The following is a 13,041-nucleotide window of genomic DNA, read 5'->3' on the forward strand; positions in this document are numbered from 1 at the left end:
GCAGATTTTTTTCAAACTCGTATTAATTCATGTTTTTCATACCTATAATATAGTAGCTACTCTTTCTTTGTACCTAACTTGAAATAAGGTGATAAATCATGACAATTTTAATTAAGAACGCCCGTGTATACCCGATAAGCAGCGCGATTTTAGATCAAGCAGATGTTCTAGTACGAGACGGCTTGATCGAGAGAGTCGCCACTTCAATTGAAGAAAAACCTGACATGACGGTCGTAGATGGAAGTGGAGCGCATCTTCTTCCCGGATTGATCGATGCGCATACGCATGTAGGTCTATATGATGAGGGAACAGGTTGGGCAGGTAACGATGCCAACGAAACAGTAGAAGCACTCACCCCTCATGTTCGTGCCCTAGATGGGGTCAATCCTCTTGATCTTGCATTCAAGGACGCCATTTCATTTGGAGTAACCTCTGTGCAAGTGATGCCAGGTAGTTCGAATATTATCGGAGGCACTACCACAGTCTTAAAGACATATGGAAAGAATGTTGAGAAAATGATCGTTCGAAAAACGGCAGGACTTAAGGTTGCATTAGGTGAAAACCCAAAAAGGGTCCATAGTCAATCAAACAACGAGTCAATTACAAGAATGGGAATTACCGGACTGTTACGCGAAGCATTTTACAACGCCAGCAAATCTCAGCCGTCAGAGCACCCAAGAGTCGCTCCGATCATCGCAGCCTTAAAAAGAGAGATACCTGTACGAATCCATGCTCATCGAGCAGATGATATTTTAACAGCACTTCGTTTTGCAAGAGAATTTAATTTAGATGTACGAATCGAACATTGTACTGAAGGACATCTAATCGCAGATGAACTAAGCGGACAGAACCTTCGGGTCACCGTTGGACCCTCAATGACGAGACGTTCTAAGATTGAACTCAAAAACAAGACCTGGGCTACTTATGGCATCCTAAATAACCACGGTATTGAAGTTTCAATCACTACCGATCATCCGTATGTTCCGATTCAATACTTGAATATATGTGCGGCTCTTGCAGTAAGAGAAGGTTTAAGTGAAGAAAAAGCACTAGAAGGAATTACGCTAAACCCTGCAAAGAGCCTAGGCGTAGAGGATCGTATCGGTAGTATCGAAGAAGGGAAAGATGCTGATTTAGTCTTATGGTCGCACCACCCATTCCACTTTGAAGCACGTCCACATTGGACCATGATAAATGGAAAAATTATTCATAGAAATTAGTGATATTTACAGTATCATTTTCTGAACAAATCGAGTATGATACTTTTGAAGCCAAAATAAACTAAATACAACTTCATAATTTGAAATGGGAAGGCAATTGGTGCGCCACCAGCAAAGTGACTGGTCCTAGTGGGTTCGATTCCCACCCCGAATAATAATTCAACATACTATTATTCGAGGGTGGGGTGAAATCTGCCCTCGACAGGAGGGAAACTCATGATTAAAAATCGTGACCTGTCGGAATGTCATGTTCTCTTTGACTTGATGGTTGACCCAGCTGTCTTCCCATTCGTACGTCATAAAGCAAATTCATATGAAGAATACTTGTTTTTAACAAAACAAACGATAGAAGCTGAAGAACAAGGCGAGCTCATCTCAAGAACAATCCTTGATGAATGGGGGGCACCGATCGGTACTATTAATTTGTTCGATATTCAAAATCAAGCAGGCTTTCTAGGCACATGGATTGGAACGCCTTATCATGGAAAAGGTTATAATCAAATCGCAAAAGACGCGTTTTTTAAAGAACTTTTTTACGAAAAGCAAATTCAAACCATTTTTCTTCGAATCAATCGAGACAATGTTCGCTCGCAGAAAGCTGCTGAAAAAATCCCTTACGTTGAACTGGCGAACGAGAAATGGCCAGGTGTCTATCAGCAAATCAACAGTGGTGAAAAATCGTATCACCTTTATGAAATCGAAAGAGATAATTATTTATTGCATACAATGCGTGATCGTACAGAGACAATTGAAGTTCAGCTAGAAGCTTAGTTCCTTTTTAGGAACTTTTTTTGTTTTAGATCGTTTTTTACATGGCAATGCTAATACCATCCTAAAGAAAAGGGTGATGTGAGCTTGGATAAGAAAAAAGGAAGAGAAAACAAAGAATCAAAAATGTCTCTTACAAAAACACAAGATGTATTGTTTGGAAAAGCATTTAAAAGAGCAGACCGAGCTGGTCAAAAACCGTAATCGATGAATAAAATTCACTGTTTTAAACCATTATAATGAGTGGAGAAACCCTTCTCCAAACTTACTAACAGGAGCTGATTTCAAATGGCAAAACGTCCAAACAAAGAAAACAAGCAACAGCGTCAAGCTCAGAACAACCCTGCACAAGCTCAAAACCAAGATGCAGAATTCGCTAACGAATTCGCTGCTGATCAAAAAGCAGCTGAAAGAGCTAGACAAGCTAACCAACGCGAAAAAAGAGACCAGCAGTAATTGATAAAAGGGACCTCAACAGGTCCCTTTTCTCTTTGTGGAAACAACTTATCAACAGGTTGTTAACAATGTGTATAAGTTCCACCATCATCTAGTGTGCTCAATAAAATTTATAAACAATTTACATTGTGGATGAACACCGGTTCACTTGTGGATAATGTGTATAAACATGTGTATAACGCATGAAATAACCTTTTATGGTGTGCATAACTCTGTGGAAAGTGTTGATTACTCATAAAAGGTATCATAAGCAAAATGAAAACGATTCCGCTAAAGAAAGGGAATCGTTCCACTAAACTTATTTCTTACTTTTTTCGAAAACTGCGACAACTTCTACGTGTGCGGTATGTGGAAACATATCGACGGGTTGCAACGTGCCTACTTCATATCCCCTCTTTTGAAGGAAATCGGCATTTTTAGCTAATGTGGATGGATTACAAGACACATAAACGATTCGTTCAGGTTTTGCTTTTACCATTGTGGATAACAGTTTATCGTCACAGCCAGTTCGAGGTGGATCGACAACGATCACATCTGGCTTGAATCCACCTTTGATCCATCTAGGTACAAGATCTTCTGCTTTACCCACATCGTACTTCATTTTATTCGCAAAACCATGCTTCTTCGCATTCTCCCTTGCATCATCAATCGATTCTTTGATGACGTCCATCCCTCTTACTTCCTTTGCTTCATCCACAAGCCACAAACCAATCGTGCCTACACCACAATATGCATCGATGACATTTTCACGTCCTGATAGCTTTGCTGCTTTTTTTACTTCATCGTACAATTTCACGGTTTGAATGGGATTTAATTGAAAGAATGCTCGTGCAGATAGTTCAAAGTTTAAATCCCCTAATGATTCCTGTATCACTTCTTCACCATCAAGAAGATTTGTATCATCTCCAAAAATAAGAGACGTCTTCTTGCCATTCACATTTTGCATGATCGAGACAATATCCGGCAGTCTCTTTTTGATTTCCTTAACGAGTAAGGACTGTCTTGGGATCTTTTCTTCAGACGTAACGAGAACAAGCTGTACTTGTCCTGTTTGGAATCCTACCCTTGTTACAATCGTCCGTACAAGTCCTTTTTTGCCATTATAGATGGAGATATTTAGATCTTCTAAAACCTTCACAACCTGTTTTGTCACACGATTCGTTTCTGGGTGTTGCACGAGGCAGTTCGTTAATTCGACTAGCTCATGAGACCCAGCGCCATAGAGGCCAGCGATGACTTTCCCTTTTTGTTTTCTAACTTGAAGCTGACTTTTATTTCTGTAGTTCCATGGATCTTCCATCCCAATGACTGGTTTAACAGTTAGTTTTGAGTTGTTTTTCGAATAGCGCTCAAACGCTTGAACAACAACGTCTCTCTTCTCTTTCAATTGGCCGCTATAACTTAAATGCTGAAGCTGGCATCCACCACATTCTTCATAAACGGGACAAGGGGCCGCGACACGCTCAGGAGACTTTTTCCTTAATCGTTTGATTCTTGCCTCAGCACGATTAGGAAAAACGCGTGTGATTTCAGCAGTGATCTCTTCATTCGGAAGAGCACCGGGAACAAATACCACCGTTCGCTTAAAAAAGCCAATTCCTTCTCCATTAATTCCTAATCGTTTTATTGTAAGAGGAACCGTTTGCCCTTCTGTAAGAGCTGTCCCTTCTGTTTTATTCTTCAATCGAACCTCTCCTTATATCTATCCGCTCAAACTCTCCCATAAGTACATCGAAACATAGCTCGAGTATGGGGACCATCTCTTATTATACTCATAAAGCTCTTCTTTTGAAGGCTTTGTATCAAGATCAAATAGCTTCTTCATGGCATTCTGGATACCGACATCACCAGCTGGCAGGACATCTTTTCTCCCTAGTCCAAATAAAAGGACGCATTCGATCGTCCATGGACCAACACCTCTAAGAGGCAATAATGTCTCATACACTTCTTGGTTCGTAAGTTCATTCAACCGATGGAGATCTAGGGTTCCATCTTGAATGTTCTTTGCGATACCTATCAGATATTCTGCTTTTCTATTACTGAACTGGAGCTCTCGCAATTCTTCTACTCGAAGTTCACTAACGACATCAGGAGTAGGATAAAACCAAGCCCCATCTTTTTGTTCTCCATATTTTGTTACAAACCGATAGGTGAGCGTGTATGCAAATTTCATATTTAACTGTTGATGAACAATATTTTTCATGAGGGCACTGTAAGCATCTGGCTCACAAATGATCGGCATCCCTACATATTTTTCTACAAGACCCTGTAGTTCCGTGCCTTCAAAGTGCCTCTTGATTCTTTCTGTGTCCATGTTCAGATCAAACATCTCGGTTACTTTTCTTAATGATACTGGTTTAAGATCCTCTATTTCCCCACTAACATGAAAGGAAGGGTCGAGTTCATCTCCCACAGCTTTTATCGTGAGTACCTCTTTTGTTCGATCGATTGTAATTGGCACCTTAATCTCATTCGAATTAATCGCTTGAAGCGGATCCATGCGTAGCCGACCGAACAACCGATCAATAGCATATGGAGCTTCTGGACGTACGACTTCTGACCACATGAAATTCCTCCAGTCTTTTATTAGCTTCATTATCGCAGACAAAAGGAATCAATACCACCTACCAAGATAAAACAAAAAAAGCTACCCTACTGGCAGCTTTAAGGTGCTAATAAGCTAGGTAGTGTCCGTTTAAACACTAATTCATCCAAGCTCTTAAAGGTATAGCCTTCTTTCTTAAGATCTTTAATCACACTCTCTAACGCTTCTGCATTGTCTTTTGAAACAGAATGGAGGAGAAGAATGGCTCCAGGGTGTACTTGCTTCATGATGGAATCATACGCATATTGACTACCCTTTTGCCTATTTGTTTCCCAGTCTTTATAGGCAAGTGACCAAAAAACATTGATGTAACCTTCATCACGAGAAATAGCGAGTGACCTTTCGCTAAAAACACCACGTGGTGGTCTTAAGTAAAGCATCGTTTTATCTCCGGTGATGCGCGTGTATTCTTCCTTCACTCGCTTCAGTTCTTTCTTTACTCGTTCATCAGGGATCTTCGTCATGTCTGGATGATTCCATGAGTGATTCCCGACAATGTGCCCTTCTTTCACCATTCGTTTAATAAGATCAGGTTGATCTTCTAAATAGTATCCTGTTACGAAAAAAGCAGCAGGGACTTTTTCTCTCTTCAATACATCCAGCACTTGAACGGTATAGCCATTCTCATAGCCATTATCAAATGTGACGTAAAGCTCTTTCTTGTCTGTATCCCCGATAAAGTACCCTCCATACTTTTTCAGCATCTGTTCGAACTCAGGTTCAGTTGTTGCTGGAGCATGGTCTTTACTTTTCTTAAAGTACCAGTCATGTGATTGATTATCGATTGCTGATGCTTCTGAAGAAATGAAGACAAACACAAGTGCTATTATAGCCGCAATAGTTTTCATGTTACCCTCCTTTTGTGCGCTTTTCTATAGTTTGCTTGGACATCACGATTCTATTCTGTAAAAAAACCAGCATTTCTGCTGGTTATTTTTGCGTATTAAACTCAAAGCTTAAATAATCTTGAACCGGAATCCATGCCCCGATCCCTTGCTGGGTTACGTTCCTTACCTCAATGCCTTTCTCACTACCTTTTAGTACAAGGTACACTTCTCCATATGTTACTTTTCCTTTTTCGTTTACAGCAGGCACATAACTCGAGAGCGTACCGTAATGTAGAGGAGCTATGTTATAAACGTTTGTTTTCCTTGTACCTTTTCCAATAATAGTTTGAAAAGCGAGAGAAAGCTTCGTTTTTTCTGATGCCTTCATGAGCATCATTTTCTTAACATCATCACTTGAAGGAATTGAAGCTGTTAACCCTCCACTCACACTCTTCTCCTCTTCTTGACGATACGACATCTTAGCAGTGCCTTTTCCACCTCTATTGTCGTAGCGGTTAACGTTTGCTTGCTTGTACTGCCAATTAACATTTGTTTCTTGTGAATCATACATCAAAGGCCATTTCCCTAAATAAATACTTGCACGATACCCGATCGCGACTTTGGACGGAGAGATATGTGAATCATTTAGAATTTGAATAAGCTGAGGGTTCTCGATTTTGATATCAGTGGAATCAATTAACTCTCTTGTTAGCTCACTCGGTTGAAGTGTTGGTTGATCTTGTGTCGGATTTGGATAAGTGTTTTCTTTAGAGATATTCACTACCGAATCCGGTATTTGAATCGCATGTTTTTTAGAAACTTGTGTCGCTTCCTTCGCCATCGTATTCATTGGTAAGATGACTGTAAGAAGGATAATCATAAGAGCTATTTTCTTCATTTCTAGATTCTCCTTTTATCTGTATCTTTTTATACAGCAGACTCTTATGAGTATTTTTTTCAAGTTGTTGTCCTTTTATCCAACATCACATAAATCTTCTACCCCATACACTACCAAAAAAAGCCGCCGATGCTCGGCAGCTTACGTTACTTATCAACTTCCTGTTCAAAAATCTCAATATCTCTCCACTTTCCGTACTTATAATACCCAATGGCAAAGATGCTCGATAAAACGAAGCTGATTCCGATGCCATAAGCGATCCCTTCTTCTCCAATCCAATCAGATAATAAGTATGTTAACGGCACTCTTAAAATCCAGAACGATATAATATTTAACACCAATACTTGGACCATCGCACCTGCAGCTTTTACTACCCCATTCAAAACGAAATTAATACCTAGAAACGGGTAAAAGAACGCAATCGTTTTTAAATATGTCGTTCCGAATGCGATCGTTTCTGCATCATTAATAAAGAGTGAGACAAGCGTTTCTGCACTAAAGAAGATGATAGCACTAATCGTAAACGAGACACTTAGAATAAGGATGATACCATTTCTTGCTATTTCAGAAACACGATCCCACAACCCTGAACCAATGTTCTGACCAGCCATACTGTTAACGGCTGCTCCAAGCGTAAAGGCAGGAAGCATGATTACCCTGTCTAATCTTTGTGCTGCTCCAAACCCAGCTACAACTTGAGTACCGAAACTTGCAACGATTGCCATTATGGCGGTTACTCCCGCTGAGATCGTCATCATTTGCAGACCTGCAGGCACACCAAGCTTCGTGATTCGCTTCGTCTCTTTACCATCAGGCCAGTGCGGCACTGTAAAAGGCACTTTGGATTTCCAAACTGAATAGATCACACCATAAAGGAATGCTGCTCCTTGAGCAATGATGGTTGCATATGCAGCACCTTCGATCCCCCAGTCAAAGTAACTTATAAACAAAGGGTCTAATCCTGCGTTTAAAATGACAGCAGCAAGTACAAATCGAATTGGCGTCTTACTATCTCCTAATGCTCGAAGCACTGTCCCAATAAAATTGTATCCAAACAAAAAAAGTATCCCTAAGAAGTTGATACGCAAATACAGCTTCGTCGTCTCAAATATATCCTCAGGAGTTCCTAAGAATGTTAATATCGCGTCTGTAAATATAAAACCAATGATTCCAAACGTTACAGATAACACTGTGAGAACAACTACAAAAGCATTTAATGATTCGATTAACCCTTCGTCGTCACCTGATCCTTTTCTTTGAGATAACACAGTAAGCGTTGCACTGTTAACACCGATAATAAAAGATAAAACGGTAAAGATTACAGGAGCTGCGAGTGAGATTGCTCCAAGCGCATCTGAACCGAGTAAATTCCCAACCCAGAGACTATCAATAAATTGGTAGGATGTTTGTAGCATGTTGGTAAAAAATATGGGGAGCGAGAAAAAAATCATCTGTTTCGTGATGTTCCCCTGAGTAAAATCATAGGTGTTATTCATTTTTATTACCTTCTTTGATTTGAATTAAGTCTCTTTATGGTATACCCCTGGAGCGTCATTGAAAAACAGAATGGCACACTTTGCAAATAATGGCATATTATCTTGTTTTAGAATTGCTCAATAAAGGAAGATTAAGATTAGCGTTGATATTGAAAGGAGAATGATGATGACGATGACTCAAACAGAATTGAAGGACAAAGTGTTAGAAATTCTAGAATCTCACCATGTAGGCACACTCAGTACGATAAAGGATAACAAACCGCACTCTCGCTTCATGACATTCTTTAATGACGATCTTACATTGATGACTCCGACGAGCAAAGAAACACATAAAGTAGAAGATATTGAAGAAAACCATAATGTACATGTATTACTTGGATATGACGGTGAAGGTTGGCATGACCGCTATGTAGAAATTCAAGGTACCGTTAAGATCGATGACTCAAAAGAAACAAAGGAAAAAATCTGGGGAGATACGTTAAAAAGATGGTTCGATTCTCCCGAAGACCCGAACTACATCGTGTTAAGAATTACTCCAGAAACCATTCGTCTTATGAATGAGGGAGAAAATACGCCAGAGACGCTAGAACTATAACAATAGAAGTGACACCAGGTACCTGGTGTAGGGAGCTCGATATTTTAGGCTTCCCAATAAGAAAAGTGACACCAGAAATCTGGTGTCACTTCTTAATTTCAAATGTCTCTTCAAGCTCGATGCTATCGATTACGGATTGAGCCATCGAACAATGTTTTTTCGTTAATTCAAGAGCTTTTTCAACCTTTTGCTCATCAAGATCTCCTTCTAACGTGAAATGAAGGTGAATCTTCTCTACTCGGTTCGCTTTTTCTTCATTACGCGTAACATCAGCACTGATGTGGATATCTTCATATTTCATGCGCTTTTTATCTAAAATTTGACGAAGCACTCCACCACTACATACTGCGATCGAAGAAACGAGAAGTTGATATGGTCTAAAACCGGACTGCTCATCACCAGAAATATGTAATGTTCCGTATTCGAAGTCCGCTGTAAAACCAGTCTCTTCTTTTTTCATATTGAATTCCATCTTTTCCACTCCCTTTACGTTCAATATCTTTATTTTAAATGAGAGTTCGCCGAAATGCGAATGGTGGTTCTTTTCTGCCCTATCCATTATAATGGCACTCATATGATCGTCTTGACGGAGTGTGAAGAAGTTGATGAATCAATACCGCTACAGATTTTTAATATTGATTACAATCGTTTTTATATCTGGCTATTCTCAAGGCATGCTTTTACCGCTCTTATCGATTTTACTTGAAGAAGCTGGCGTTTCATCGAGCATGAACGGTCTAAATGCATCAGCCCTCTATATAGGAATACTTTTTGCCTCACCTTTCATCGAAAAACCGGTTAGGAAATATGGATATAAGCCAGCCATCTCGTTCGGATTAGTGTTAGTAGCAATTTCTATCACCCTTATACCGATCTGGCAAGCCTTCTGGTTTTGGTTTATCCTTCGAGTGATTGTTGGCATAGGAGACAACCTCCTACATTTCGCTACTCAGCTATGGATTACAACGAGCACTCCAAAAGAAAAGCGCGGAAGAAACATCGCGATTTATGGCTCTTCGTTTGGGCTTGGCTTTGCTGCAGGTCCGCTTTCAACAAGGTTAGTCGATCTATCGATTTACCTTCCGTTCTTACTTGCTTCAGGGCTTGCACTCATAACCTGGGGACTGTTAATTAGAATACGTAACGAATTTCCAGATTCCATCGATACGGGTTCAGATCGGGTTCTGATAAAGTATTGGAATGTCCTGAAAATTGGATGGGCAGCTTTACTCCCTTCATTCGGATACGGATTTTTAGAAGCGTCTTTGCATGGAAGCTTTCCGGTATATGCGTTACGTATTGGACTTGATGTTAATGCAGTCTCCATCCTTCTTCCTTCGTTTGTTGTGGGAAGCTTAGTTTTTCAAATGCCGCTCGGAATATTAAGTGATAAATATGGACGAAAAAACGTTCTGTTAATAAGTATCTTCTGTGGATGGCTCTGTCTATCTGCTGCGATTTTCACAACGTCACTATCGATGTTATTCATCTTACTATTCATCTCGGGGATGACGGTTGGATCGCTTTTTTCACTGAGCATCACGTACTTAGCTGACCTCCTCCCTACTGACCTCTTACCAACTGGCAATATCTTAGCTGGTATTTTCTTTGGAGTCGGTAGTATCCTCGGCCCTTTTCTCGGCGGGATGTTTATCGACCTTTTGGAAAAGGGAAGTATCTTCTATGTGATCAGCGGAATGCTAATCATCTTATTCGTAGGAATTGCGCTTCATACGACTACTCAACAAAACGAACCGCGTTATTCGACTAATTTATGAGTAAACTGAAACTTTTAAAGCCACTTTAATAGTATATAGAAAGCGTCGTTATTGACTTATCATATGAATATACTATAATGATAATTGTGATTAACTAATAATTATTATAAACAAATTACAATAAAAGGAGTCGATCCCCTTATGAAACTACGCGAAGAAATGCCAGAACTTGAAGGTGCTAAAACCTGGTTTAATGGAGAAGTTTCCAAAAGTGATTTAGTAGGAGACAAGCCTCTTACTCTTATTCATTTCTGGTCCATCAGCTGTGGCCTATGTAAAGAAGCTATGCCAATGGTGAATGAATTCCGTGATGAATATGCAGAAGACATGAACGTTATTGCTGTTCATATGCCTCGTTCTGAAAAAGACCTTGATCTAGATGAAATCAAACAGGTGGCTGATCAGCACGATATCTCTCAACCAATCTTTGTCGATAGTGATCATAAATTAACGGATGCTTTTGATAATCAATATGTACCTGCATACTATGTGTTTGATTCAGAAGGTAAACTCCGTCATTTCCAAGCTGGAGGCGAAGGACGCAAAATGTTAACGAAGCGTATCACGAAGCTTCTAGACAAAGCGAAAAAAGCAGAATAAAGAACGAAAGGCAGCTTACAATAAGCTGCCTTTTTATTTTCTCTTTATTTTTTTGTAGATAAAGAAACAAATTCTGTATACGCCATACCCTACTACAGCACCGAAACCATTCAATAAAATATCATCGATATCGAATATTCGTTGCGCAGCAAGGTATTGAAGCAGTTCGATACTCGTACTGATCAATAACCCGATTAACGTTATGACAATAACTGACCTACACTTTCGGTGCACAAGAGGCACGAGAAAGCCCAGTGGCATAAAGAGTAGAACGTTTCCTATTATGTTCTTAATGATCAGCCAGTAACTCCCACTCTCCCACATCAACTTAATGCTATCGAACAATACAAGATTGACGGATTTTCCATATGGATAGTAATTGTAAATAAATAGAGTCGTGTAAAAGAGAGTGAGCAAATAGATAAAGAGTGCGAACGTTCCGCCCCTTCTCATCCACTTGTTATCTGTTTGAATGTCTTCGTTTTTGGTTTGCATGATTCCTATATCTCTCCCTATCCTCCATATGCTTACGAGCGACCGTTATGCTATAGTATTCTATACAAACTAAGTTCATGTAACTAAATTGAGGTGGTAAGATGCCCAACACATTAACAAGCACAGTGCTTACCCTATCATCAGCACTAGACGATCAAGCAATTCCCTATTTCTATATAAACCAAACCGCTTTATGGCTGCAAGGTGTATTAGATGATTGTAATTCTATAACTGTTTCGGTACAGTGGGACAATTTTGAGTCCGTAATTTCTTATTTCAATAACCATTATGGGCAAGCTACACCGAAACATACGGATGAAAAGTCCTTGGCGACCTACGAAATAGATGGGAATCCAGTAACCATCGAATGTGAATATAACACGGTTATCAGAACGAATCCCTATTTAATAGATGTTTCTCTAAATAACAAAACGGTTCCCACTCTATCCCTTTATCACTATCAACGCTCCGTAGAATGGGCACCGCTGATCAACGATCATCTAAGAAAGGTACAACAGAGAATAACGGAACAAAACGAGCAAGCCTGGAACCAGCAAAACTACGAAGCCTTACTAAATAGGCATGGAACTCCCGAGCAGGTAGCAGACAAACTCAAGTTAAATCCTAATGGAAAACTAAGATCTCTCCTTCCTTACTTGCCAGATCTAAAGGGGAAACGTATTGCTAACCTGATGGGCTCTCATGGAATGAAAGCAACTGCCATGGGTTTATTAGGTGCAGATGTCACAGTGATCGACTTCTCTTATGAAAATGAGCGCTATGCAAAAGAACTTGCAGATGCAGCATCGGTTGATCTGACCTATTACCTTTCAGATATTTTAAAATTAGGGACTGAGCATCATAGCAAATACGATATCGTGGTTATGGAACTTGGTATCCTTCACTACTTCCTGGATCTACATCCACTATTTCGAATCGTACATCACATTCTCAAACCTGGAGGTCAATTTATTCTTCAAGAGTTTCACCCGATCTCAACTAAATTGATTACATCGAAGGGTAAAAAGCATAAAGTAGATGGGAACTACTTTGATCCAACGATTCAAGAAACGAATGTTGCTTACAAAAAGCACTTGAACGAACAACAAAATACCAACGCCGTTCTTCAAAGAAAGTGGACGCTTGGAGAAGTTCTAACAAGTATTGCAAATGAAGACCTCATCATAAAACAAGTCGTAGAAGAACCTAATATCAAGGTCAACGACCGTGGCATCCCTAAACTGTTCACTGTAAAAGCAGAACGGTTAAATTAGAAAAAGCACCTTCAGAGGTGCTTTTTCTT

Annotated in this window: 15 protein-coding genes; 8 read left to right on the forward strand and 7 right to left on the reverse strand. The window is 39.8% G+C overall.

Annotated elements, in window-relative coordinates; genetic code table 11:
• The first annotated feature begins 95 nt into the window (after positions 1 to 95).
• The 4 genes from ACXADT_RS01455 (at position 96) to ACXADT_RS01470 (ending at position 2,444) form a co-directional block, all read left to right on the forward strand.
• Entirely contained in the window at positions 96 to 1,220 is a 1,125-nt protein-coding gene (locus ACXADT_RS01455) for an amidohydrolase (protein ID WP_474814897.1), read from the forward strand.
• Between the two features lie 216 nt (positions 1,221 to 1,436).
• Positions 1,437 to 1,991 (forward strand): GNAT family N-acetyltransferase, encoded by a 555-nt coding sequence (locus ACXADT_RS01460; RefSeq protein ID WP_270182642.1) that lies wholly within the window; start codon positions 1,437 to 1,439, stop codon positions 1,989 to 1,991.
• A gap of 84 nt (positions 1,992 to 2,075) precedes the next feature.
• Positions 2,076 to 2,192, forward strand: a complete 117-nt coding sequence (locus tag ACXADT_RS01465) for a YfhE family protein (RefSeq protein WP_270182643.1) — start codon at positions 2,076 to 2,078, stop codon at positions 2,190 to 2,192.
• An 84-nt stretch (positions 2,193 to 2,276) separates the two neighbouring features.
• Entirely contained in the window at positions 2,277 to 2,444 is a 168-nt protein-coding gene (locus ACXADT_RS01470; RefSeq protein WP_270182644.1) for a hypothetical protein, read from the forward strand.
• A gap of 298 nt (positions 2,445 to 2,742) precedes the next feature.
• Here ACXADT_RS01470 and rlmD read toward each other — a convergent pair whose 3' ends face one another.
• The 5 genes from rlmD to ACXADT_RS01495 all read right to left on the reverse strand — a co-directional run bounded on the left by rlmD (position 2,743) and on the right by ACXADT_RS01495 (position 8,270).
• Positions 2,743 to 4,128 (reverse strand): 23S rRNA (uracil(1939)-C(5))-methyltransferase RlmD, encoded by a 1,386-nt coding sequence (gene rlmD / locus ACXADT_RS01475; RefSeq protein WP_474833008.1) that lies wholly within the window; start codon positions 4,126 to 4,128, stop codon positions 2,743 to 2,745.
• An 18-nt stretch (positions 4,129 to 4,146) separates the two neighbouring features.
• Complete coding sequence (locus ACXADT_RS01480; RefSeq protein WP_474833010.1) at positions 4,147 to 5,010, reverse strand: DNA-3-methyladenine glycosylase family protein; 864 nt, start codon at positions 5,008 to 5,010, stop codon at positions 4,147 to 4,149.
• Positions 5,011 to 5,108: 98 nt separating this feature from the next.
• Complete coding sequence (pdaA, locus tag ACXADT_RS01485) at positions 5,109 to 5,897, reverse strand: delta-lactam-biosynthetic de-N-acetylase (RefSeq protein ID WP_474833011.1); 789 nt, start codon at positions 5,895 to 5,897, stop codon at positions 5,109 to 5,111.
• Positions 5,898 to 5,979: 82 nt separating this feature from the next.
• Entirely contained in the window at positions 5,980 to 6,774 is a 795-nt protein-coding gene (locus tag ACXADT_RS01490) for a YfkD family protein (protein ID WP_474833013.1), read from the reverse strand.
• Between the two features lie 146 nt (positions 6,775 to 6,920).
• Positions 6,921 to 8,270, reverse strand: coding sequence for an MATE family efflux transporter (locus ACXADT_RS01495; protein WP_474833015.1), 1,350 nt, complete (start codon positions 8,268 to 8,270; stop codon positions 6,921 to 6,923).
• A gap of 172 nt (positions 8,271 to 8,442) precedes the next feature.
• On the opposite strand from ACXADT_RS01495, the gene ACXADT_RS01500 reads away from it, so the two are divergent.
• Positions 8,443 to 8,865: a pyridoxamine 5'-phosphate oxidase family protein gene (locus tag ACXADT_RS01500; protein WP_270182746.1), complete on the forward strand. Its 423-nt coding sequence runs from the start codon at positions 8,443 to 8,445 to the stop codon at positions 8,863 to 8,865.
• Positions 8,866 to 8,950: 85 nt separating this feature from the next.
• Here the strand turns inward: ACXADT_RS01500 and ACXADT_RS01505 are convergent, their stop codons facing one another.
• Entirely contained in the window at positions 8,951 to 9,337 is a 387-nt protein-coding gene (locus ACXADT_RS01505) for an OsmC family protein (protein WP_270182747.1), read from the reverse strand.
• Between the two features lie 133 nt (positions 9,338 to 9,470).
• On the opposite strand from ACXADT_RS01505, the gene ACXADT_RS01510 reads away from it, so the two are divergent.
• Entirely contained in the window at positions 9,471 to 10,643 is a 1,173-nt protein-coding gene (locus ACXADT_RS01510) for an MFS transporter (RefSeq protein ID WP_474834624.1), read from the forward strand.
• 141 nt (positions 10,644 to 10,784) lie between these two features.
• Positions 10,785 to 11,243, forward strand: a complete 459-nt coding sequence (locus ACXADT_RS01515; RefSeq protein WP_270182650.1) for a TlpA disulfide reductase family protein — start codon at positions 10,785 to 10,787, stop codon at positions 11,241 to 11,243.
• A 33-nt stretch (positions 11,244 to 11,276) separates the two neighbouring features.
• Here ACXADT_RS01515 and ACXADT_RS01520 read toward each other — a convergent pair whose 3' ends face one another.
• The gene (locus ACXADT_RS01520; RefSeq protein WP_474833016.1) at positions 11,277 to 11,738 is read right to left on the reverse strand and encodes a VanZ family protein; all 462 of its coding nucleotides are present in this window, start codon (positions 11,736 to 11,738) and stop codon (positions 11,277 to 11,279) included.
• A 101-nt stretch (positions 11,739 to 11,839) separates the two neighbouring features.
• Here ACXADT_RS01520 and ACXADT_RS01525 point away from each other — a divergent pair, with 101 nt between their 5' ends.
• Positions 11,840 to 13,012 carry a class I SAM-dependent methyltransferase gene (locus tag ACXADT_RS01525; protein ID WP_474833018.1) on the forward strand — a complete coding sequence of 391 codons (1,173 nt, stop codon included), beginning with the start codon at positions 11,840 to 11,842 and terminating at the stop codon, positions 13,010 to 13,012.
• Positions 13,013 to 13,041 lie beyond the last annotated feature (29 nt).

The organism is Anaerobacillus sp. ABR4_321 (genome assembly GCF_056158505.1).